This window comes from Streptomyces sp. CB02959 (assembly GCF_002803155.1).
Classification (GTDB): Bacteria; Actinomycetota; Actinomycetes; order Streptomycetales; family Streptomycetaceae; genus Streptomyces.
On the sequence record NZ_NNBP01000003.1, the window covers coordinates 305,271 to 327,554 of the forward strand.

At 71.8% G+C, this 22,284-nt stretch carries 20 protein-coding genes and 2 tRNA genes; 6 read left to right on the forward strand and 16 right to left on the reverse strand.

Annotation, left to right across the window (positions count from 1 at the left end):
• Positions 1–76: 76 nt before the first annotated feature.
• Both CG747_RS07095 and CG747_RS07100 read right to left on the reverse strand, forming a co-directional pair.
• Positions 77–763 carry a class E sortase gene (locus CG747_RS07095; protein WP_100600761.1) on the reverse strand — a complete coding sequence of 229 codons (687 nt, stop codon included), beginning with the start codon at positions 761–763 and terminating at the stop codon, positions 77–79.
• 36 nt (positions 764–799) lie between these two features.
• Positions 800–1,570, reverse strand: a complete 771-nt coding sequence (locus tag CG747_RS07100; RefSeq protein ID WP_100600762.1) for a DUF881 domain-containing protein — start codon at positions 1,568–1,570, stop codon at positions 800–802.
• Between the two features lie 170 nt (positions 1,571–1,740).
• On the opposite strand from CG747_RS07100, the gene crgA reads away from it, so the two are divergent.
• On the forward strand, positions 1,741–1,995 hold the full coding sequence (gene crgA, locus CG747_RS07105; RefSeq protein ID WP_039634763.1) for a cell division protein CrgA: 255 nt from the start codon (positions 1,741–1,743) through the stop codon (positions 1,993–1,995).
• Between the two features lie 258 nt (positions 1,996–2,253).
• Here crgA and CG747_RS07110 read toward each other — a convergent pair whose 3' ends face one another.
• Both CG747_RS07110 and CG747_RS07115 read right to left on the reverse strand, forming a co-directional pair.
• Positions 2,254–3,168: a rhomboid family intramembrane serine protease gene (locus CG747_RS07110; RefSeq protein ID WP_100600763.1), complete on the reverse strand. Its 915-nt coding sequence runs from the start codon at positions 3,166–3,168 to the stop codon at positions 2,254–2,256.
• Between the two features lie 145 nt (positions 3,169–3,313).
• Entirely contained in the window at positions 3,314–3,841 is a 528-nt protein-coding gene (locus tag CG747_RS07115) for a peptidylprolyl isomerase (RefSeq protein ID WP_100600764.1), read from the reverse strand.
• Positions 3,842–4,132: 291 nt separating this feature from the next.
• On the opposite strand from CG747_RS07115, the gene CG747_RS07120 reads away from it, so the two are divergent.
• Positions 4,133–4,855 (forward strand): DUF5324 family protein, encoded by a 723-nt coding sequence (locus tag CG747_RS07120; RefSeq protein WP_100600765.1) that lies wholly within the window; start codon positions 4,133–4,135, stop codon positions 4,853–4,855.
• Between the two features lie 118 nt (positions 4,856–4,973).
• Here CG747_RS07120 and CG747_RS07125 read toward each other — a convergent pair whose 3' ends face one another.
• On the reverse strand, positions 4,974–5,894 hold the full coding sequence (locus tag CG747_RS07125) for a LysR family transcriptional regulator (protein ID WP_100600766.1): 921 nt from the start codon (positions 5,892–5,894) through the stop codon (positions 4,974–4,976).
• Between the two features lie 93 nt (positions 5,895–5,987).
• Between CG747_RS07125 and CG747_RS07130 the strand changes: the two genes are divergently transcribed.
• Complete coding sequence (locus CG747_RS07130; RefSeq protein WP_257980264.1) at positions 5,988–6,974, forward strand: MFS transporter; 987 nt, start codon at positions 5,988–5,990, stop codon at positions 6,972–6,974.
• Positions 6,878–7,366, forward strand: coding sequence for an MFS transporter (locus CG747_RS49165; protein ID WP_257980265.1), 489 nt, complete (start codon positions 6,878–6,880; stop codon positions 7,364–7,366). Before CG747_RS07130 ends, CG747_RS49165 begins: the two co-directional genes overlap by 97 nt.
• 109 nt (positions 7,367–7,475) lie before the next feature.
• On the opposite strand, the gene CG747_RS07135 is transcribed toward CG747_RS49165, so the two are convergent.
• A tRNA-Ala gene (locus CG747_RS07135) sits at positions 7,476–7,548 on the reverse strand.
• A 129-nt stretch (positions 7,549–7,677) separates the two neighbouring features.
• Between CG747_RS07135 and CG747_RS07140 the strand changes: the two genes are divergently transcribed.
• Both CG747_RS07140 and CG747_RS07145 read left to right on the forward strand, forming a co-directional pair.
• Complete coding sequence (locus tag CG747_RS07140; protein ID WP_100600767.1) at positions 7,678–8,226, forward strand: DNA-binding protein; 549 nt, start codon at positions 7,678–7,680, stop codon at positions 8,224–8,226.
• 66 nt (positions 8,227–8,292) lie between these two features.
• A complete protein-coding gene (locus CG747_RS07145) occupies positions 8,293–9,714 on the forward strand; it encodes a serine/threonine-protein kinase (RefSeq protein ID WP_100600768.1) in 1,422 nt (473 codons plus the stop codon).
• 10 nt (positions 9,715–9,724) lie between these two features.
• Here CG747_RS07145 and CG747_RS07150 read toward each other — a convergent pair whose 3' ends face one another.
• The 10 genes from CG747_RS07150 to gnd all read right to left on the reverse strand — a co-directional run bounded on the left by CG747_RS07150 (position 9,725) and on the right by gnd (position 22,248).
• The gene (locus CG747_RS07150; protein WP_100600769.1) at positions 9,725–11,110 is read right to left on the reverse strand and encodes a hypothetical protein; all 1,386 of its coding nucleotides are present in this window, start codon (positions 11,108–11,110) and stop codon (positions 9,725–9,727) included.
• A complete protein-coding gene (locus CG747_RS07155) occupies positions 11,107–12,954 on the reverse strand; it encodes a VWA domain-containing protein (RefSeq protein ID WP_257980282.1) in 1,848 nt (615 codons plus the stop codon). Before CG747_RS07155 ends, CG747_RS07150 begins: the two co-directional genes overlap by 4 nt.
• A 288-nt stretch (positions 12,955–13,242) precedes the next feature.
• Positions 13,243–13,377, reverse strand: coding sequence for a DLW-39 family protein (locus CG747_RS48770; RefSeq protein ID WP_003958712.1), 135 nt, complete (start codon positions 13,375–13,377; stop codon positions 13,243–13,245).
• A 246-nt stretch (positions 13,378–13,623) separates the two neighbouring features.
• A tRNA-Ile gene (locus CG747_RS07165) sits at positions 13,624–13,697 on the reverse strand.
• Between the two features lie 98 nt (positions 13,698–13,795).
• Positions 13,796–14,509 carry a DUF3566 domain-containing protein gene (locus CG747_RS07170; protein WP_100600770.1) on the reverse strand — a complete coding sequence of 238 codons (714 nt, stop codon included), beginning with the start codon at positions 14,507–14,509 and terminating at the stop codon, positions 13,796–13,798.
• Between the two features lie 15 nt (positions 14,510–14,524).
• Positions 14,525–17,149, reverse strand: coding sequence for a DNA gyrase subunit A (gene gyrA / locus CG747_RS07175; protein WP_100600771.1), 2,625 nt, complete (start codon positions 17,147–17,149; stop codon positions 14,525–14,527).
• Between the two features lie 50 nt (positions 17,150–17,199).
• Positions 17,200–19,254, reverse strand: a complete 2,055-nt coding sequence (gene gyrB, locus CG747_RS07180) for a DNA topoisomerase (ATP-hydrolyzing) subunit B (protein ID WP_100600772.1) — start codon at positions 19,252–19,254, stop codon at positions 17,200–17,202.
• A gap of 408 nt (positions 19,255–19,662) precedes the next feature.
• Positions 19,663–20,196: a DUF721 domain-containing protein gene (locus CG747_RS07185; protein ID WP_100600773.1), complete on the reverse strand. Its 534-nt coding sequence runs from the start codon at positions 20,194–20,196 to the stop codon at positions 19,663–19,665.
• Complete coding sequence (gene recF, locus CG747_RS07190; protein WP_100600774.1) at positions 20,193–21,329, reverse strand: DNA replication/repair protein RecF; 1,137 nt, start codon at positions 21,327–21,329, stop codon at positions 20,193–20,195. Before recF ends, CG747_RS07185 begins: the two co-directional genes overlap by 4 nt.
• A gap of 40 nt (positions 21,330–21,369) precedes the next feature.
• Positions 21,370–22,248, reverse strand: a complete 879-nt coding sequence (gene gnd / locus CG747_RS07195) for a phosphogluconate dehydrogenase (NAD(+)-dependent, decarboxylating) (RefSeq protein ID WP_100600775.1) — start codon at positions 22,246–22,248, stop codon at positions 21,370–21,372.
• Positions 22,249–22,284 lie beyond the last annotated feature (36 nt).

Below are 22,284 nucleotides of genomic sequence, written 5' to 3' on the forward strand. Positions count from 1 at the left end.
CGCTGTCCCCTTGCCGATGCCGTTGACGATGTCGATTGCGACACCAGAGTAAGGGGAGAGGCTGTCCGCGGGTGGGTCAGCCGGGCAAAGCCGACGGCCTTCCCTGAGTGACGGGTTGGGTGGAATCGAGGTGCGCCCAGGCGATCAGTCGGTGGCTGTGGCCCCACTCCGGTTCACAGGTGGTCAGGGTGAGGTAGCGGCCGGGGCCGGTGAAGCCGGACTCCCGCGGTACCGGGTCGATCACGCCGATATCGGTGGGCAGGGTCGTGTAGGGGCGGTTGTCGATGCGGTAGGTGAACCACGTGGTGCCGTCGGTGAGGACCACGGCGTCCCCGGGGCGCAGCAGGGGGAAGTCCTTGAACGGGTCGCCGTAGGTGCGGCGGTGGCCGGCCACGGCGAAGTTGCCGGTCGCGCCGAGGCGGGCGGTGCGGTCGTAGTGGCCCAGGCCGCGCTGGAGGACGTCGGTCCCGGTGCCCTCCAGGACGGGCTTGGCCCAGTCCGGCCCGAGGCGGGGGATGTACATCACGGCGAAGGACCGGCCCGGGGCGTAGCGGCGGGTCGGGGCGGCGGGTGCGGGGGCGGGGGTGCCGGCGGCGACCGGGCCGGTGGACCACTGGTCCTGGAGCCTGCCGATCTCGCCGTCCATCGCGCTGTCCGCCCGGACGCCGGTCCAGTAGAGGAGGTAGACGACGAAGAGCACGATCAGCGCGCCGACGGTGAGGCAGATTTCGCTGGCTGTCCGTACGATCCACCGCACCGTCATCCGACCGCCCCTCCCTGCCGGCCCGCGGGGTGCGGGCTACGGCTTCACAGGCTGTGCGTAGTGGAGATCCACTGTGCCGGAGTAGCCGGGAAGAGTCACCGCCTCGTGCTGGTCGACTTTCCAGCCGAGGCCGTAGGCGTTGACGTACTGGAGGTAGTTCTGGATGGCGGGGGACGCGGTCAGCGCGCGGTTGAGGGCGTCGTGGTCGCCGACCGCGGTGATCTTGTAGGGCGGGGAGTAGACCCGGCCCTGGAGGATCAGGGTGTTGCCGACGCAGCGGACCGCGCTGGTGGAGATCAGCCGCTGGTCCATGACCTTGATGCCCTTGGCGCCGCCGTGCCAGAGGGCGTTCACCACGGCCTGGAGGTCCTGCTGGTGGATGACCAGGTCGTTGGGCTGGGGCTCGGGGATGCCCGGGATCTTCGCGGTGGCGTTCGGCGGGGCGTCGGTGAGCGTGACCGTCAGGCCCTGGCCGGACACCGGCTTGGTGCCGGCGTTCTTTTCCAGGCCCTGGAGGGTGGCCTCCGCCGTGGCGGAGGAGGCGGTGTCGCGGCGGGCGAGGCCGTCGACCTCGGCGCGGAGGCCGGCGTTGCGCTCGTCCTGGGAGCCGTTCTTGTGGCTGCGTTCCTGGATGAGGTCGGACAGCCGCAGCATCGAGTCGTCGGAGCGGAGGTTGGTGCCGCGGGCGGTGTCGAAGCTCAGCCAGAACATCAGGCCTGCGAGGGCGAACACGAGGAGGGTGAGGAGCCGAACGGGCCGCAGTCGGGCTCGGAGAGGGCGCCCGGGGGAGCCGGCGGAAGTGCTCAACGTACCCTTACTCCTTACGACGCCGCGGAAGCACTACGCTAACGGACGCCTGGGAAGGAAATCCGTTCCCCTCGTGTCCGTACCCTGGCTCCCGTACCGCTCCGCGCGGAGGGGGACCGCCCACTCACCGTCGAGAGTGGGGGAGCAGCACATCGACAGGAGAGTTCCTCGTGCCGAAGTCACGGATCCGCAAGAAGGACGACTTCACGCCGCCGCCGGCGAAGACCACCAGCCTGAAGATGAATTCAGGTCGGGGCTGGGTCGCGCCGCTGATGCTGGCGATGTTCGTCATCGGGCTTGCGTGGATCGTGTTGTTCTACGTCTCCGAAGGCGATCTGCCGATCAAGGCGATGGGCAACTGGAACATCGTCTGCGGCTTCGGCTTCATCGCGGTGGGGTTCGGCGTCTCCACGCAGTGGAAGTAGCGCGGGCCCTGCCCTGGGGATAGCGCAAGCCCTACCCAAGGCCATCCACACAGTTATCCACAGTCGGGGAAAACTTCAGAAGATCTGTGGATAACCCTCGGGAGGTTGACGCCGGTGTGACCGGCGGCACCTCCCGATATTGTCCTCCGCCCCCGTCCCTTCCTGCGGAAACGCCGTTCGGCGGGGTGCGGGGGTCAACTTCTGCACAGCATGCACAAGATCCTTCACTGACTGTGGACAACGTGCCCCCGCGGGGCCTCAGCCCACCAGTTGAAGGGTCCGTACCCACACCACCGCGACGATCGCGAGCAGGGCCAGCACGCACGTCCCGACGTGCACCAGCGTCCGGCGGTCCCGCGGCGCGTGCACCATCCCGAACGCCACCGCGGCGCCCACGACCAGCCCGCCGACATGCGCCTGCCAGGCGATGTTCGGCCACAGGAACGTGAAGGCCAGGTTCAGGGCGAGCAGGATCAGCACGGGCTTCATGTCGTACCGCAGCCGGCGCATCAGCACGGCCGTGGCGCCCAGCAGCCCGAAGATCGCGCCGGACGCCCCCAGCGAGGGCTGGTTCTGCGCGGCCAGGAAGTAGGTCAGCGCACTGCCGCCCAGACCGGCGAGCAGGTAGAGCACGGTGAAGCGGAGCCGGCCGAGCGCCGCCTCCAGCGGCGGGCCCAGCCACCACAGCGAGAGCATGTTGAAGCCGATGTGCGCGATCTGCTGGTGCAGGAAGACCGCGGTCAGCAGGCGGTACCACTCGCCGTGGGCGACGCCGACCAGCTGGTAGCGGCTCGGGTCGACGGCCAGGCCGATCATGTCGAGCCGGTTGACCAGGTCGAAGCCGGACTGCTGGGTCGCGAGCACCGCGACGAAGACCGCGACGTTGAGGCCCAGCAGGATCTTGGTGATCAGCCGCGGGTCGGCGGTGAGCGTGCCGCCCGCTATCGTGCGCGGCGCACTGGCCCGCGGCGCCGGGCCGCTGCCGCCGCCGTTGCGCACGCAGTCCGGGCACTGGAAGCCGACCGAGGCGCTGATCATGCACTCCGGGCAGATCGGCCGGTCGCAGCGGGTGCAGCGGACGCCGGTCGGCCGGTCCGGGTGGCGGTGGCAACCGGGCAGGCCGTCGTGGCCGTGCGCCTGCTGCGGCTCCTGCGGGCTACCTGGCTGGTCCATCGGTCCCCTAATTCCTCGTTCTCACCGGGGCGCGGGCACCCGCCCCGCAACCGCCCCACAACGAGCTGCGCGCCCCGTCTCCATCATCTACGACCGGACGGGGCGCGATGGTTCCCCGGATCGGACCGGGGCAACCGGACCCGGGTCAGCGGGTCTCGATGACCACCGACTCGATGACGACGTCCTGCACCGGACGGTCGGTGCGGGGGTTGGTCTGGGTCTCGGCGATGGCGTCCACGACCTTCTTGCTGGCCTCGTTGGTGACCTCACCGAAGATGGTGTGCTTGCCGGTCAGCCAGGCCGTCGGGGAGACGGTGATGAAGAACTGCGAGCCGTTGGTGCCCGGGCCGGCGTTGGCCATGGCCAGCAGGTACGGCTTGTTGAACGCCAGGTCGGGGTGGAACTCGTCGGCGAACTTGTAGCCGGGGCCGCCGGTGCCGTTGCCCAGCGGGTCCCCGCCCTGCAGCATGAAGCCGCTGATCACGCGGTGGAACACGGTGCCGTCGTAGAGACGGGCGGTGGTCTTCTGACCGGTGTTCGGGTCGATCCACTCCCGCTCGCCGTTGGCGAGCTCGACGAAGTTCTTGACCGTCTTGGGGGCGTGGTTCGGCAGAAGCCGGAGTTCGATGTCGCCCTGGTTCGTCTTCAGGGTGGCGTAGAGCTGCTCAGCCACGATCTACCTTCCATAAGTCTTCACTGACGGTCCCCGATCCTGTCATGAACCGCCCGCCGGACGCCGGGCCGCCACCTCATGGCAGGGTTCGTACTGATTTCTCGCGCATGGTGCGGCATCGCGTGGCACTGTCATCACAAGCTCCCGGAAGACCCCGAATGACCCGGATGCCCGCTCTCAGGTGCCGTGCCGGCAGGAAGCGGGCATGCTCGTCAATCGGGTGGACAGGCGACACAGCAGAGGCGGGGGAGCAGCCCCCAGACCCGGACCCCACCGAGGAGGAGGATCCCCGTGACCCGCAAGGACAGCGTGCGCGCCGCGACCCATACGGCCAAGGACGGCGTGCGGTACGCAGCGGAGGTGGTGGCTCCCTATGCCGGTACGGCCAAGGAGGCCGCTGTCCACTACTCGCACGAGGCGCGCACCCGGCTGGCTCCCAAGGTCGCCGAGGCGGCCCTGCAGGCCCGCGCCCAGTACGACACCCATCTGTACCCGCGGATCGAGCACGCCCGCGGCGCCCTGCCGCCCAAGGTGGACGCGGCGGCGACCCGGGCCGCCCTCCGCACCCGCCAGGCCGCCCGCCAGGCCGCCGAATACACCACCCCGCGGCTGGAGAACGCCGTGGTCAACGCCCGTGCGGCGGCCGAGCCGGTGCGCGAGGAGGCACTGGCCCGGGGCGCCGCCGCGCTGGCCGCGCTGCGCGGGCAGGTGACGGCCGCGGAGATCGAGAAGCTGCAGAAGAAGCAGCGCCGCCGGGCGGCCTGCGGCAAGGCGGCCAAGCGGCTGGCGCTGCTGGGCCTCGTGGTGGCCGGCGCGGTCGCCGCCTGGAAGTGGTGGGACAAGCAGGCCAACCCGGACTGGCTGGTCGAACCGCCGGCCCCCACCGAGGTCGGCGACCGCGGCCATCTGAGCGCCGTCGACGGCAGCCAGGGCGCCCCGCTCGACCCCGACGTCCAGACCAAGCAGGACGATGCCGACTCCGACGATCGGCGGGGCGACGGCTCGACCGCCTAGGACCCGTCCGGCCCTGCTCCACCGGACAGGGCCTGCCCCCGGCCGCACCGCCACCGGGCCGCGCCCCGCACCAGGGCGCGGCCCGGTGGCGCGTCGGCCTGAAACGGCGGCGGGCCGGTCAGGACGCCGCGGACCGGCTCCCCTCGGCGGCCAGCGGATCGGCGCGGCGGGCCAGGTCCAGGAGGGCGCGCAGGGGCCGTTCGGCGACGCCGAGGCGGGGGTGCCACTGGGCGACGATGCTGACCGGGCGGAGCGGTTCGACGAGCCGGAGCGCGACCAGCTCGCCCTGCTCCAGCTCCCGGGCCACCGCCAGCGCCGGCAGCAGCGAGATGCCCTGGCCGTGGCCGGTCAGCCGGAGCAGCGCGGACAGCGAGCCGGTGACCGTCGCCAGCTGCGCCCCGGCGAGCAGGTCCCGCCCCAGGCCGTCGACCAGCATCTCGGAGGTGCAGCCGGGCTCGGCGACCAGGAACGCGCAGTCCAGCAGCTGCTCCGGCAGCACCCGCTCCTGCCGGGCCAGCGGATGGGCGGGGCCGGCCACCAGCACCGTGCGGTCGTGGCCGACGACGGCGTGCGGGCCGGCCGCCCGCCGCCCGTTGTCGTACTGGAACACCACGTCCAGTTCGCCCGCGGCGAAGGCCCGGTGCACCCGGGCGCGGTTGCCGACCGTCAGCTCGACCTCGGCGCTCGTACCGGGCCCGGCCGCGCCGTACTCCAGGGCCGCCAGCACCTCCGGCATCCAGGCGTGCGCCAGCGACTCCTGGGCGCCGATCCGCAGCCGGGGGCGTTCGCCGCGGGCGGCCCGGCGCATCCGCTCCTCCAGTTCCAGCGCCTCGCGGGCGTGCGGCAGCAGCCGGCGGCCGGCGTCGGTGAGCGTGGCGCCACTGCCGGCGCGCACCAGGACCGTGGCGTCCAACTCCGCCTCCAGGCGTTTGAGTTGGGCGCTCACACTGGACTGGGCGTAGCCCAACTCCTGGGCGGCGGCGGAGATTCCGCCGTGGTCGGCGACGGCGACGAAGGCACGGAGGTAGCGTGAATCCACTTCGCAAGGATGCCACCGGCCATCGAACTTGCCGATGGGGATATCGGAAGTGCGGCGTCGCCGACCGGCCCGCCTCCGGGCCACCGTGCTGCCATGACCACCGACACCCGCGCGCCGGCCGCCGGCGCCACCGCACCGGCACCCGCCCGGTCCCGGCTCGCGTTCGCCGGCATCGCCACCGGCAACCTGCTCGTCCTCCTCGACACCACCATCCTCAACGTCGCCCTCCCCGACCTGCGGGATTCGCTTCACCCGGCCGCCGCCGCGCTGCCCTGGACGGTCGACGCCTACACCGTCGTCTTCGCCGGACTGCTGCTCGCCGCGGGCGTGTTCGCCGACCGCTGGGGCGCGCGCCGGATGTACGCCGGGGCGCTGGTCGGCTTCGCGGTCCTGTCCGTGCTCTGCGCCGCGGCGCCCGGCGCCGGTTCGCTGATCGCCGGGCGGGCCCTGCTGGGGGCGGCCGGCGCCGGGCTGGTGCCGGCCTCGCTGGCGCTGCTCATCGCGCTCTACCCGGATCCCGCGCGGCGCACCCGCGCGATCGGCGCCTGGGCGGCGCTGAGCGGACTGGGCGCGGCGGCCGGTCCGGTGCTGGGCGGCGGTCTCGTCGAACTCGGCGGCTGGCGGCTGGTGTTCCTGGTGAACCCGCCGATCGCGCTGGCCGCGCTGCTGCTCGCCCGCCGGCTCCCGGCACCCCTCGCGCGGGCCGCCGGCGCGACCGGGCGCCCCCTGGACCGAGCCGGGCTGCTGCTGTCCACCGGGGCGCTCGGCGCGCTCACCTTCGGCCTGGTCGAGGCCGGCATCGAGGGCTGGTCCGCGCCGGCCGCCTGGGTGCCGATCGCGGCGGCGGTCCTCGCCTTCGCCGCACTGGCCGTCGCGGAACGCCGGGCCCCAACGCCAGTCCTCCCCCGACGTTGCTGGCACTGCCCCGGGTACGGGCCGCCATGCTGGCCGCCGCGGTGTCCTGCTTCGCCTACTTCGGCGGGATGTACCTGCTCGCCCTGTGGCTGCAGCGCACCTACGCGCTCTCGCCGCTCGCCGCCGGACTGGCCTCCCTGCCCCTCACCTTCCCGGTGTGCGTGATGCCGTTCTTCACCGGGCGGCTGGTGGCCCGGCACGGCGCCCGGCCGGTGCTGCTGACCGGGATGACCGCCACCGCGCTGGCCGGGGCGCTGCTGCTGCTCGCCGGCGGCCGGCCACCGCTCCCCCTGCTCCTGGTGGCCGAACTGGCGCTGGCCGCCGCGGGCACCCTCTCCATCCCCGGCGCCGCCGCCGAGATGGCCGTCGCCGCACCGACCGAGCTGGCCGGCACCGCACAGGGCGCCCTCAACGGGATCCGGCAGGCGGGCTCGGCGCTGGGCGTCGCGGTCCTGGGCACCATGGGCGGGCTGCCGGACGCGGGCGGGGTACTCGTCGTCGCCGGCCTCGCCGCGGTCGTGCTGATCTCCCGCGCGGGCGCCCCGGCCCGCCGGTGACGGCAGCCGCCGCGCGGCCCCGGCCCGCGCCGCCTGGCACCGGCGGGCCGCAGCGGCGCACAAAAAGACCCCCCCGACCGCGTTTTCGCAGGTCGGAGGGGTTTTGGGGTGGAGCCTAGGGGAGTCGAACCCCTGACATCTGCCATGCAAAGACAGCGCTCTACCAACTGAGCTAAGGCCCCTTCGCCGAACAGGGTACCCGGTGTCGGGCTCCTTTCCCGACCGGGTATCGCCGCGCACCGTCGCTCTCCGTAGGATGCTTCGCGAGATTCGCGGCAGCGAAGCGCGATCGGGGATACAGGGGAGATGGCATGGATGCAGCACAACAGGAAGCCACCGCGCGGGCCCGGGAGCTCCAGCGCAGTTGGTACGGAGAACCTCTGGGCGCGCTCTTCCGCCGTCTCATCGACGATCTCGGGCTGAACCAGGCCCGGCTGGCCGCGGTACTCGGCCTGTCCGCCCCGATGTTGTCCCAGCTGATGAGCGGCCAGCGCGCGAAGATAGGCAACCCGGCGGTGGTCCAGCGGGTGCAGGCGCTGCAGGAGCTGGCCGGTCAGGTCGCGGACGGCAGCGTCAGCGCCGCCGAGGCCACCGACCGGATGGAAGAGATCAAGAAGACGGCGGGCGGGTCGGTGCTGAACAACACCACCCAGACCACGTCGTCGACCGGCGCCACCACGGTGCGCCGGGTGGTGCGGGAGATCCAGTCGCTGCTGCGGTCGGTCTCCGACGCCGGCGAGATCATCGACGCGGCGAACAGCCTCGCCGCCACCCACCCCGAACTGGCAGAGTTCCTCCGGGTCTACGGTGCCGGCCGCACCGCCGACGCCGTCTCCCACTACGAGTCGCACCAGAGCTGACCAATCGCGGGCGGCCGCAAAGGAGTTGGCCGCAGGGAGTCGTGATCCAGAAGCGGACGGGGCGCAATGGGTGAGATCTTCGCCGGTCGGTACGAGCTCGTGGACCCGATCGGTCGGGGCGGGGTGGGCGCCGTCTGGCGCGCCTGGGACCACCGGCGCCGCCGCTACGTAGCGGCCAAGGTGCTGCAGCAGAGCGACGCGCACACCCTGCTGCGCTTCGTCCGGGAGCAGGCGCTGCGGATCGACCATCCGCACGTGCTGGCCCCGGCGAGCTGGGCCGCGGACGACGACAAGGTGCTGTTCACCATGGACCTGGTGCACGGCGGCTCGTTGGCCCATCTGACCGGGGACTACGGCCCGTTGCCGCCGCGGATGGTGTGCACGCTGATGGACCAGCTGCTGGCCGGGCTGACCGCCGTGCACGCCGAGGGCGTGGTGCACCGGGACATCAAACCGGCGAACATCCTGCTGGAGGCCACCGGCACCGGCCGCCCGCACCTGCGGCTGTCCGACTTCGGCATCGCCATGCGCAAGGGCGAGCCGCGGCTGACCGAGACCAACTACGTGGTGGGGACGCCCGGTTACTTCGCTCCGGAGCAGATGCTGGGCGCCGAGCCGGACTTCCCCGCGGACCTGTTCGCGGCCGGGCTGGTCGCGCTCAGCCTGATCACCGGCGCCAAACCGGACACCGAGGCGCTGGTCCGGCGGTTCGCGGAGCACGGCGTGCCGAACGCGCCCGACGACGTTCCGGAGCCGCTGTGGCAGGTGCTGGCGTCGCTGCTGCACCCCGATCCGGAGGCCCGGTTCAAGACCGCGACGGGGGCGCGGAAGGCGCTGCTGGCAGCGGCCGAGCTGCTGCCGGAGGCGACCATCGAGGACGAGGTCATCGAGGTCTTCGACCACATCGGGCCGCTGCCGGCCGGATTCGCCCCGGACGGGCCGCTGCGCGGCGCACCGGGCGGCGACGCCACCGGGAGCACCACCGTGGCCGCCGCGGGGACCACGGAGCCCACCGACAGCGGCGGGCGTCCGGCCACCGGCCCGGCCTCCTTCTCGGACACCGGGAGCTTCCACCTCGCGCCGCCGGAGCCACCCGTCCCGCCGCAGCCGAGCACTCCACCGCCCCCGGCCCCGCCGACCACCGCGCCGCCCCTGGGCACCCCGCCGCGCGGCACCGTCCCGGCTCCGCCGACCACCCCGCCCCGGACCCCGCCGCCGGTCCCGGTGTCGGTCCCGGTGCCGGCGCCGATGCCGCGGTACGAGCCGACGGCCGCGGCGCGCCCGGAGGCGTCCGCGACCCGCCCGTACACCGCCGGGCAGCCGCCGCTGCCGGCGCAGCCCCCGACCGGGGGCGTCGGGGTGCCGGCGGCGCCTCCCCCTTCCGGCCCGGTACGGAAACCGGGACCGCCCCCGAAGGTCGCGGTCCCGGTCCTGATCGTGGCGCTGCTGTGCATCGCGGTCGGGGTGTGGGCGCTGTTCGCCGGCTGACCAGCCGTCCCTAGCCGTCCCGCGGCGGTGCGGACCGGCGGGGCGACGCCTGGGTCGTCTGCTGGTCCGTGGGCAGCGCCGGGGCCGGTCGTACGGCCGGGCCCGGTCGGGCCGCGGCGGCCCGCCGCGCCAGCACCGTCCAGAGGCCCAGCCCGGCCAGCAGCACCACTCCGGCGCCGATCCCGGCGTACGCCACCAGCTTCAGGGGGCCGCCCGCCTCCTGCGCGGGCCGCCCCATGGCGTCGTCGCCGGGCGTGCGGCCGAGGTCGCCGGCCGGCGACACATAGCCGGGCCCGGCCTGCGGGGTGCCGCGGACGTCCGCCCGGAGGGTGAGGGCGGCGCCCTGCGGGAAGGCCACCGCGGTGCGCGAGCTGAGGGTGACCGCCACGTAGTACCAGCCCGCGAAGCGCATCCCCGCGACCGCGCGGTCCGGGGCCGAGCGGTTGCCGTAGGCCACCGGCGCGGTGAACGCCCCGGCGGCGGCCGGCTTCCCCTGGTACGGGACGAAGCCGGCCTCGCCGACCGCGCCGCGCGCCGGGTTGTAGACGGCGAGGCCGAGGGCGCTGGGGACGAACTCGGTTGCGGGGGCGGTGGAGTCGGGGAGTTCCGCGCTGAGGTCGAGCCGCTGGCCCCAGTCCACCGGGACGCGGTAGAAGCGGGTCTCGCCGGGGGTGAGGTGGTCCTTCCAGACGCCCTTGCCGACCGTGGCCGCGTCGTTGAAGCCGGTGCCGCCCGAGACCTGGCGGGTGGCGGCGTCCGTGGGCGGCGCGGGCGTGGCGGAGCTCCCGCTGCCGGCGGCCGGTGGGGACGGGGGCCTGCCCTTGAGCGCGGGTTCGGTGAGGTAGCCGATCTCGACGGGCCACGGCTCGGGGCCGGAGGTCTGCGGGCCCTCGCGGCCGACCACCAGGTAGTAGGGGCCGGCGTGCCGGCAGCTCGGGACGTCCGGGCCGATCAGGCGGGCGGCGTAGTCGGCGACCGGGTAGGCGGTGCCGCCGCTGTGGAACCGCGCGGTTCCGTCCGGGCCGCAGGTGGTGCCGCCGCTGTCCTCGATCCTGACGGTCAGTCGGTCGGTGTAGTCCTCGACCTTGGTGCCCGGGCGGGGCGCGGCGACCGCCGAGAAGTAGGCGTTGCTGGTGCCGTCGAGGACGACGGCGTAGTGCTTGGTCTCGCCGCGCCGGATGGTGTCCGTGTGCTGCCCGCGGTCGAGCCGCGGGGCGTCCGCGGTGCTCGCGGCGCCCTTGACGGGGGTACCGCCGGGGGCCGTCCGGTAGGCCGGTACGCCGTCGGCCGCGGCCGCCGCTCCCGGTGCCAGAGCAGGCAGGACCAGCGCCGCCAGCGCGGCCAGCGCCGCCGGGCCCCGGCGCCCGGCCGTGCGGTGCGTCCTCGCGTGCCTCACCGGCTGCCCGCACCGCCCGGCCCCGGCTTCCGGCGGGCCAGGACGTACGACAGCCCGAGCCCGGCCAGCAGCAGGACGCCGACCCCGCCGACCGAGACCCCGGCGACCCGGATCGCGGGCCAGCCGCCCGCGGTGCCGGTGGCCGCCGGACCCGAACCGCCGTCGGGCGCCTCGCCCTTGACGGCCACCGCACCGGCCTCCGGTCCGGCCTTGGCCTGGCCCAGGACGGCGACCCGCAGCACCACACCGATCTGCGGGTTCTCCGCGATCTGGGCCGTCCTGGCCCCGAGCGTGACCGCGATGTAGAAGTCGCCCTTGGCATGGACGGGGATGACGTTGGGGTGCGTCTCGTAGCGGTTGGTCCAGGAAACCGGCACCGTCCCCATGCTCAGCGAGGCCGGCCGCCCGTTGTACGGCACCTGCGGGGTGAAGACCCCGGTCCCGCTGCCGACCGGAGCCCGGAACGGCGTATAGACCTGGGTGCCGCCGAACGAGGTGCGGGAGCTCTGGCCGGCCCGCGGCTCGTTGGCGAACTCCACGTCGTAGCGCAGCTGTTGGCCCCAGCTGACCGGCACCTTGTACCAGAGCGTCTGCGCGGGCAGGATCCGGTCCCGCCAGACCCCCGGGCCCAGCGACCGGGCGTCGTTGAAGCCAGTGCCGCCGGTGACGCCCTTGGGCGGGGTGGTGGGCAGCGTGGCGCCCTTGCCGCCCGCGCCGTACTCCGGGGCCGACTGCGCGGGGGTGGCGCCCTTCGCCAGCGGATGTTCCACGTGAAACATCAGCTCCATCGGCCAGCGTGCGGCGTCCGATCCGGTGTCCGCGTGGCGCTCGACGACCAGCCAGTACCGACCCGCCTTGTCGCAGGTCCCGGTGCCGCTCTGCGACGGGATGCGGCTGACCCCCGAGGTCAACGGCGTGGCGCCCTCCCGCTGGCCGAACATCGCGGTGGAGGACTGGCAACTGCCGTCCGCGCCGTACGCGATCTGGGTGCGCAGGGTGTCGAGGGAGTCGATCGCCGCGCCGGACGGCGGCACCACGGTGGCGGAGAAGTCGGCCACCGAGGCGGCGTCCAGATCGACGGCGTAGTACCGCTTCTCGTTGGGGCCGATGCTGTCCAGGTACTGCCCGGGACCGACGACCGGCGCCCCCTTCCGGTCGTCCGTCCCGTTGACCTGGGTGCCGCGGAACCGGTAGCCGGCCGCGGAGAGTTGACCCGCGCGCTGCAGCTGACGGGCGAGCGACCGGGCGTCAGGAGCGTCGTAGTACTGGCCGTTGCCGGACTTGGCGATGCACTCCAGTTGGCTGCGGGCCGTGCCGGCCACCTGGAAGCCGACGACGTCGATGTGCAGATCGACGCCGGACGAGGCGAGTTGCGAGGCGACCTGGCAGGGCTGCGGGGTCCGGCAGGTGTTCTCGCCGTCGGAGACCAGCACAATGGTCCGCTTGCCGATCGCACCGGCGGCCGGTTTGGGGAGGTCCTGGGCGGCCTTGGCCAGGGAGAGCCCGATGGGGGTGTCGCCCTTGGGGGTCAGGCCCGCGACGGCCTGCTTGAGACCGGCCCGGTCCAGCGGGGCGACGGGCCGGGCGAGCCGGGTGTCGTCGCAGCCCTTGGGCTTGTCCGCGCCGTAGACCCGCAGTCCGGTGGGGTAGCCCTCGGGCAGGGCGTCGACGACGGTGCCGACGGCTTTGCGGGCGGCGGCGATGCGGGTACTTCCGGCCCCGTCGCTGCCGGCCATCGAGCCGGAGGAGTCGAGGACCATCACCAGTCCGCTGCCCTCGGCGGAGGGTGCCGCCCGCGGGGCCGCCGCGGCGGGCAGCGCCGCCACGGCCGGCAGCACGCCCATGGCCAGGGCCAGCAACGCCCTCCCCCAAGCCCTCGACTTCGTTCGAGCGGGAGGCACCCCCACGTCCAGCGCCACCGCCCCCCTGCGTGGTGGTCGTGCCATGCCCTCGTCCCCCTCGCGTCCGCCGGTCACAGCCCGGACATCGACTTCACGGCCAGCAACTTTGCCGCTGCAACCCATCAATGTGCGATAGCAAACTCAGGGGCCCCCGCCCGCCCCCGACACGTACGAAACCCCGGTCGCCCTTGGGCAACCGGGGTCCATACGAACTGTGCTGTGCGTGTGGTCTCACACACCCGAACCTGCGGGCACGGAGTCGGTCGCCTCCGTCCACAGATCCTGCTCGGCGCGATCCGCCTGGATCTGGCGGTACACGAGGAGCCCGCCGATGGCGGCCAGTGCGACCAGGAGAAGCTTCTTCACCGCGCGACCTCGTCTTTCGTTGACGTAGGGGACCCTATGTCGGCCGATGATACACACCGGCCGATACCGATCGGTTATCTAGCCCGCACTCGGCAACGCCCCGTCCAGAGGCGCCGAACGGGCCCAACTCCCGCCCCTTCACAACGAATCGCACCCGACGTCCGTTCCCACCCCCCGACGGACCACCGCCGCCGGCAAAAAGCAGCGGCCCGGCCGGAGAAATCTCCGGCCGGGCCGTGTGTGCGGTGCGGCTACCAGGACTTGAACCTGGGGCCTCTTCCTTATCAGGGAAGCGCTCTAACCGTCTGAGCTATAGCCGCTCGTTCGCTGCACCAGAAGATTAGCGCACTTCAGAGGCGTTCCCAAAATCGGTTCCCGAAGCCTTGGGAACGCCCGGCGCCGCGCCCCTCGGGAGCGCTCACTCGTCCTCCGCGAGCGTCAGCTCCACACCGCCCACGAAGCCCGCGGACAGGTTGTAGATGAAGGAACCGAGGGTGGCCAGCGCGGTCGCCAGCACCACGTCGATCACCGCGATGACCGAGGTGAACAGCAGCACCCGCGGCAGCGAGAGGAACGTCTGCAGATCGAAGCCACCGCCCTCGGCGGAGCCGGTCGCCTCGCTGATCGTCTTGCCGACGGTGGAGAAGACGCCCATCGCGTCCATCACCATCCACAGGACCGCCACCGCCACCACCGTGCAGATGCCCAGCGCGATGGACAGCAGGAAGCTCACCTTCATCACCGACCAGGGGTCGGTACGCGCCACCCGGAGCCGGGCCTTACGCGTCCGCGGGGCCGTGCTGGCGCCCGTACGCGGCTTGCGCACGGCCTGCCCGGCTCCGGTCTCCCCGCTGTCCGTGCGGTACGCCTGGGGCGGCTGGTACGGCTGCTGAGCGCCGCCCTGCGGCTGCCCCTGGCCGCCGCCCCGGCTCTGCTGCTGGGGTTGCGGCTGGGGCTGAGGTTGCGGCTGTCGGCTGTTGGTCACGGTTCCCCCCTCATGGGCGCCCTCGTCCCGGGTGCCGTCGGACGCGACGGAGCCACGGGCGCTGCGCCCCTTCTCGGTTGCGGGTTCCGCCGCGGAGTCCGATGCGACTCCCGCTCCACCCGTTGCAGCGCCCGTGGCTCCACTCACGACCTACTCCTCGTGCTACTCCGCCGCGGGCTGCTCGCCCTCGACTGCGGTGGACCCGGACTCCTCGGCCACGCCGGTCTCCTCGGGCCCGTCGGGCCCGTCGACCTCCTCGGCCTCACGGCCGGCCTCGGCGTTGCGCGCGATACCGACGACGGCATCCCGCTTGCCCAGGTTGATCAGTTGGACGCCCATGGTGTCACGGCCGGTCTCGCGGACCTCGTTGACCCGCGTTCGGATCACGCCACCGCCGAGCGTGATCGCGAGGATCTCGTCGGTCTCCTCGACGACCAGCGCCCCGACCAGCGAACCCCGGTCCTCGACGATCTTGGCGGCCTTGATGCCCAGGCCGCCGCGGCCCTGGACACGGTACTCGTCCACCGCGGTGCGCTTGGCGTAGCCGCCGTCGGTCGCGGTGAAGACGAAGGTGCCCTCCCGGACCACGTTCAGCGACAGCAGCTCGTCGCCCTCGCGGAAGCTCATGCCCTTCACACCGGAGGTGGCACGGCCCATCGGGCGCAGCGCCTCGTCGGTCGCGGTGAACCGGATCGACTGGGCCTTCCTGCTGATCAGCAGCAGGTCGTCGGTCTCCGAGACCAGCTCGGCGCCGATCAGCTCGTCGTCCGTGCCGTCCTCGCGCTCGCGCAGGTTGATCGCGATCACACCGCCGGAGCGGGGCGAGTCGTAGTCCTTGAGCGGGGTCTTCTTCACCAGACCGCCCTTGGTGGCGAGGACGAGGTAGGGCGCCGCCTCGTAGTCGCGGATCGCCAGGATCTGCGCGATCTGCTCGTCCGGCTGGAAGGCCAGGAGGTTGGCCACGTGCTGGCCCCGCGCGTCCCGTCCGGCGTCCGGGAGTTCGTAGGCCTTGGCGCGGTAGACCCGGCCCTTGTTGGTGAAGAACAGCAGCCAGTGGTGGGTGGTGGAGACGAAGAAGTGGTCGACGATGTCGTCTTCCTTGAGCTTGGCGCCCCGTACGCCCTTGCCGCCGCGCTTCTGCGAGCGGTAGTCGTCGGTCTTCGTCCGCTTCACGTAGCCGCCACGGGTGATGGTGACGACGATGTCCTCTTCGGCGATCAGGTCCTCGATGGACATGTCGCCCTCGAAGGGCACCAGCTTGCTGCGCCGGTCGTCGCCGAACTTCTCGACGATCGCGGCCAGTTCCTCGCTGATGATCTGGCGCTGCCGCTCGGGGGAGGCCAGGATCGCGTTGTACTCGCTGATCTTGCGCTGGAGCTCGTCGTGCTCGGCGGTGATCTTCTGGCGCTCCAGGGCGGCCAGCCGGCGGAGCTGCATCTCCAGGATCGCGTTGGCCTGGATCTCGTCGATCTGCAGCAGGCCCATCAGGCCCTCGCGGGCCACGTCGACCGTCTCGCTGCGCCGGATCAGCGCGATGACCTCGTCGATGGCGTCCAGTGCCTTGAGCAGACCGCGCAGGATGTGGGCCCGCTCCTCGGCCTTGCGCAGCCGGAACTTCGTCCGGCGGACGATGACCTCGACCTGGTGCGTGACCCAGTTCCGGATGAAGGCGTCCAGGGACAGGGTGCGCGGCACGCCGTCGACCAGCGCGAGCATGTTCGCGCCGAAGTTGGTCTGCAGATCGGTGTGCTTGTAGAGGTTGTTGAGGACGACCTTGGCGACCGCGTCCCGCTTGAGGACGATGACCAGCCGCTGGCCGGTGCGCGAGGAGGTCTCGTCGCGGACGTCCGCGATGCCGCCGATCCTGCCGTCCTTGACCAGGTCGGCGATCTTCTGCGCGAGGTTGTCCGGGTTGACCTGGTACGGGAGTTCGGTCACCACCAGGCACTGGCGGTTCTGGATCTCCTCGACCTCGACGACCGCGCGCATCGTGATGGAGCCGCGGCCGGTGCGGTACGCCTCCTCGATGCCCTTGCGGCCCACCACCAGCGCGCCGGTGGGGAAGTCGGGGCCCTTGATCCGCTCGATCAGCGCGTCCAGCAGCTCCTCGCTGGACGCCTCCGGGTGGGCCAGCGCCCACTGCGCGCCCTCGGCGACCTCGCGGAGGTTGTGCGGCAGGATGTTGGTGGCCATGCCGACCGCGATGCCGGCCGAGCCGTTGATCAGCAGGTTCGGGAAGCGGGACGGCAGGACCGTCGGCTCCTGGTTGCGGCCGTCGTAGTTGTCCTGGAAGTCGACGGTCTCCTCGTCGATGTCCCGGAGCATCTCCATCGACAGCGGCGCCATCTTGCACTCGGTGTACCGCATGGCGGCGGCCGGGTCGTTGCCCGGGGAGCCGAAGTTGCCGTTGGAGTCGACCAGCGGCATCCGCATCGACCACGGCTGCGCGAGGCGGACCAGCGCGTCGTAGATGGAGGTGTCACCGTGCGGGTGGTACGTACCCATGACGTCGCCGACGACGCGGGCGCACTTGTAGAAGCCCTTCTCGGGGCGGTAGCCGCCGTCGTACATCGCGTAGAGCACGCGGCGGTGCACCGGCTTGAGGCCGTCGCGGACGTCGGGCAGCGCACGCGAGACGATGACGGACATCGCGTAGTCGAGGTAGGAGCGCTGCATCTCCGTTTCGAGCCCGACGGGCTCTACGCGCATCCCGACACCGTCGATGGTGGCGGGCGCGCCCTCGGCGGTCACGCCGTCCGGGGTCACAGGGGGGTTCTCGTCGGCCATGGTGGTTCAAAGTCCTTTCGAGCTGCGGCTGGTGTGCGGGCCGACAGGGCTCAGATGTCGAGGAAGCGGACGTCCTTGGCGTTGCGCTGGATGAACGAACGGCGCGCCTCGACGTCCTCGCCCATGAGGACGGAGAACAGGTCGTCCGCGCGGGCCGCGTCGTCCAGCGAGACCTGGCCGAGCACCCGGTGGTCGGCGTCCATGGTCGTCACGCGCAGTTCCTCGGCGTTCATCTCGCCGAGACCCTTGAACCGCTGGATGGAGTCCTCGCGGGTCCGCTTGCCGTTCTGCTTGCCGCGCTCGATCAGCGCGTCCCGCTCCGGGTCGGAGTAGGCGTACTCGAAGTCGTCCCGACCCCACTTGATCTTGTACAGCGGCGGGCGGGAGAGGTAGACGTGCCCGGCCTCGACCAGCGGCCGCATGAAGCGGAACAGGAAGGTCAGCAGCAGGGTGTTGATGTGCTGACCGTCGACGTCGGCGTCCGCCATCAAGATGATCTTGTGGTACCGGAGCTTCTCGATGTCGAAGTCCTCGTGGACCCCGGTGCCGAAGGCCGAGATCAGCGCCTGGACCTCGTTGTTCTGCAGGATCTTGTCGACCCGGGCCTTCTCGACGTTCAGGATCTTGCCGCGGATCGGGAGGATCGCCTGGTACTCCGGGTTGCGGCCGGACTTGGCCGAGCCGCCGGCGGAGTCACCCTCGACGATGAAGATCTCGCACTTGGTCGGGTCGTTGGACTGGCAGTCGCTCAGCTTGCCGGGCAGCGACGCCGTCTCCAGCAGCCCCTTGCGGCGGGTCAGGTCGCGCGCCTTGCGGGCCGCGACCCGGGCGGTGGCGGCCTGGATGCCCTTGCGGATGATGTCCGCGGCCTCGTTGGGGTTGCGGTCCAGCCAGTCGTTGAGGTGCTCGTGGACGACCTTCTGGACGAAGGTCTTCACCTCGGTGTTGCCCAGCTTGGTCTTGGTCTGGCCCTCGAACTGCGGCTCGGCGAGCTTGACCGAGATGATCGCCGTCAGACCCTCGCGGATGTCCTCGCCCGTGAGGTTGTCGTCCTTCTCGCGCAGCAGCTTCTTGTCGCGTGCGTAGCGGTTGATCAGTCCGGTCAGCGCGGCGCGGAAGCCCTCTTCGTGGGTACCGCCCTCGTGCGTGTGGATGATGTTCGCGAAGCTGTAGACACCCTCGCTGTACTGGGTGTTCCACTGCATCGCGAGGTCGACGGAGAGGTTCCGCTCCTTGTCCTCGGCCTCCACCGAGACCACCGTCGGGTGCACCAGCTCGCCCTTGCGGGAGTTGAGGTACTTCACGAAGTCGACGATGCCGCCCTCGTAGTGGTACCGCACCGAGAGCGGCTTGCCGTCCTCGTCCACGTGGTCCGGGCGCTCGTCCTTGAGCGAGATGGTCAGCCCCTTGTTGAGGAACGCCATCTCCTGGAAGCGCCGGGACAGCGTCTCGAAGCTGTAGGTGGTGGTCTCGAAGATCTCGCCGTCGGCCCAGAACGTGACCGAGGTGCCGTGCTTGTCGGTGGCCTCGTGCTTGGCCAGCGGGGCGGTGGGCACGCCCTGCTTGTACTCCTGGGTCCAGCGGTAGCCGTCCGTGCAGATCTCGACCGCGACCCGGGTCGACAGGGCGTTCACCACGGACACGCCCACGCCGTGCAGACCACCGGAGACCGCGTAGCCGCCGCCGCCGAACTTGCCGCCGGCGTGCAGGACGGTCAGGACGACCTCGACGGCCGGCTTGTTCTCGGACGGCACGATGCCGACGGGGATACCGCGGCCGTTGTCGACGACCCGGACACCGCCGTCGGCGAGGATCGTCACCTCGATGGTGTCGGCGTGACCGGCCAGCGCCTCGTCGACGGAGTTGTCGACGACCTCCTGCACGAGGTGGTGCAGACCGCGCTCGCCCGTCGAGCCGATGTACATGCCGGGGCGCTTGCGAACCGCGTCCAGGCCCTCAAGGACGGTGATCGCGCTGGCGTCGTACGACTTCTCCGCCGAGGAGTCGCCCACGGCGCCGGCCGAACCCCCCTCTTCGGTAGAAGCCATGTTGTTCTCGTTGAGGTCGCCGGAGTCGGCCACGAAGCGCCCTTTCTGGCACAGCACGAGCCCTTCCGCACCTGTTGCGATCTCCCCGCGAAGGACAGGTGGGAGCGGCTCGTCGTTCGACTTGTTCCGCGAGTGGGCGGGATTGCTACCAGTCTACCGGTAGCGCTGACACTCATGGGGGTTTGCAGGCGCCTGAGTCGCCATGTGCCGCCCTGAACTGACGTCCGCCGACTCCCCATATACGAGAAGGGGGCCCAGGACGCCCACGCGGGCACTCAGCGCTTTGGCATGTCAACCGCCGGCTACCGTGAGCGGAGTCTCATGCGTCACACGTGTTTACAAGGTTCGTACGGGAGTGCGCTGTTTCACGTGAAACAGCCTGCGACCAGCCGAGAAAGCGCGAGAGGGGCGGTGTTTCACGTGAAACACCGCCCCTCTCCGGAATGCTCCGTCGCGCGGTCGCGGTCAGCCGTAGGTGTCGCCGGGGCCCTTGCTCCCCGGTGCCCGCAGCTGCCCGTACCGGCGCGCGGGACCGCCGGGCCCCAGCACCTTGATCATCTTGACCGTGCCGTGGCCCAGATCGTCATTGAGGCGGGCCACCAGCTGAGGCGCCAGCAGCCGCAGCTGCGTCGCCCAGGCCGTCGAGTCGCACTGCACCGTCAGGACGCGGGCGTCCTCGTCGTACCGCTGCGGCTCGCAGTGCTGCGCCACCTCGGGCCCCACCATCTGCGGCCAGCGGCCCATCACCCCGCCGACGGCCGCCGGGGCCTCCCAGCCGCGCTCCGTGATGAGGCGGTTGATCGCGGCCCCCAGCGGCAGCGGGTCCCGGCCGTCCGCCCGCGCGCCCGAGCGCAGCCCACCGCGACGGGCCTGCTTCTTCTGCTGCGCGGCCGCACCCCGGGCGCGCGCCTGCTCCTTGGCGGCGACCAGCGCCTGGCGGGCCAGGTCCACGCCGGACAGCTCCGGCGTCTTGGGACGCTTCGGCTGGGGCTCGGTCACCGTTCCACCTTCTCCACGACGCCCCCGGAGACCGCATACCGCGCCCCGACCAGCACTCCCGGCACATCGTCGTCCACCGCCGCGGTCACCAGCACCTGCTCACCCGGTGCCACCAGCTCCGCCAGCCGCTCCCGGCGCCGCGCGTCCAGCTCCGCGAAGACATCGTCGAGAACGAGCACCGGCTCGTTGCCCTCGGCCCGCAGCAGCTCGTACGACGCCAGCCGCAGCGCCAGCGCGTACGACCAGGACTCGCCGTGGCTGGCATAGCCCTTCGCCGGCAACTGCCCCAGTTTCAGCAGCAGATCGTCGCGGTGCGGCCCGACCAGGGTCACCCCGCGCTCGATCTCGTTCTTGCGAGCCTCGCCCAGCGCCGCCACCAGCACGCCGTACAGCTCCTCGCGGTTCGAGGCGGCCGCCATGGCCTCGCCCGCGGAACCGCGGTACTCCAGACCCAGCGGCCCACCGCCCGGCGCCAGCTGCTCGTACGCCTTGTCCGCCAGCGGCCGCAGCGTGGAGATCAAGTCGAGCCGCTGGGCCAGGAGTTCGGCCCCGGCGCGGGCCAGATGCTGGTCCCAGACGTCCAGCGTCGACAGGTCCATCTGCCGTCCGCCGTGGCGGCGGGCCAGCGCCGCCGTCTTCAGCAGGGTGTTGCGCTGCTTGAGGACGCGGTCGTAGTCCGCGCGCACGCCCGCCATCCGCGGCGAGCGGGCAGTGATCAGTTCGTCGAGGAACCGCCGGCGCTCACCAGGGTCGCCCTTGACCAGCGCCAGGTCCTCGGGCGCGAACAGCACCGTCCGGACGATCCCCAGTACGTCGCGCGGTCTGACCTGCGACGATCTGTTGATCCGGGCGCGGTTGGCCTTGCCCGGATTGAGCTCCAGCTCCACCAGCTGCTGCCGTTCGCCCTGGACGACGGCGGCCCGGATGATCGCCCGGTCCGCGCCCATCCGCACCAGCGGCGCGTCCGAGGAGACCCGGTGGCTGCCGAGCGTGGCGAGGTAGCCGACCGCCTCGACCAGATTCGTCTTGCCCTGCCCGTTGGGGCCCACGAACGCCGTGACGCCCGGGTCGAGCGGGACCTCGACCCGGGCGTACGAGCGGAAGTCGGCGAGTGACAGATGCGATACGTGCATGGCTGGGCGCCGACCTCCCCGGCTGCTGAGCTGGTTGTGCTTACTTCTTGTTCTCGACCGCGTGGCCACCGAACTGGTTGCGCAGCGCGGCGATCATCTTCATCTGCGGGGAGTCGTCCTGGCGGGACGAGAAGCGCGCGAAGAGCGACGCCGTGATCGCCGGCAGCGGCACGGCGTTGTCGATCGCGGCCTCGACCGTCCAGCGGCCCTCGCCGGAGTCCTCGGCGTAGCCCCGCAGCTTGTCCAGGTGCTCGTCGTCGTCGAGGGCGTTGACCGCCAGGTCCAGCAGCCAGGAACGGATGACCGTGCCCTCCTGCCAGGACCGGAAGACCTCTCGCACGTCGGTGACCGAGTCGACCTTCTCCAGCAGCTCCCAGCCCTCGGCGTAGGCCTGCATCATCGCGTACTCGATGCCGTTGTGGACCATCTTCGCGAAGTGGCCCGCGCCCACCTTGCCGGCGTGCACGGAGCCGAACTCGCCCTCCGGCTTGAGAGCATCGAAGACCGGCTGCACCTTGGCGACGTCCTCCGCGGCACCGCCGTACATCAGCGCGTAGCCGTTCTCCAGGCCCCAGACGCCGCCGGAGACGCCGCAGTCCACGAAGCCGATGCCCTTGGCAGCCAGCTCCTCGGCGTGCTTCTCGTCCTCGGTCCAGCGGGAGTTGCCGCCGTCGACGACGAGGTCGCCGGGCGAGAGCAGCTCGGCCAGCTCGTCGATCGTCGACTGGGTGGCGGCGCCGGCGGGCACCATGACCCAGACCACCCGCGGACCCTTGAGGCTGTCCACAAGCGCCTTGAGGCTGTCCACATCGGCCAGGTCGGGGTTGCGGTCGTATCCGATGACGGTGTGGCCGGCGCGGCGAATGCGCTCGCGCATGTTGCCGCCCATCTTGCCGAGACCGACGAGACCGAGCTCCATCACAGACCCTCTTTGCACATAGTCGTTGCTGTTCGT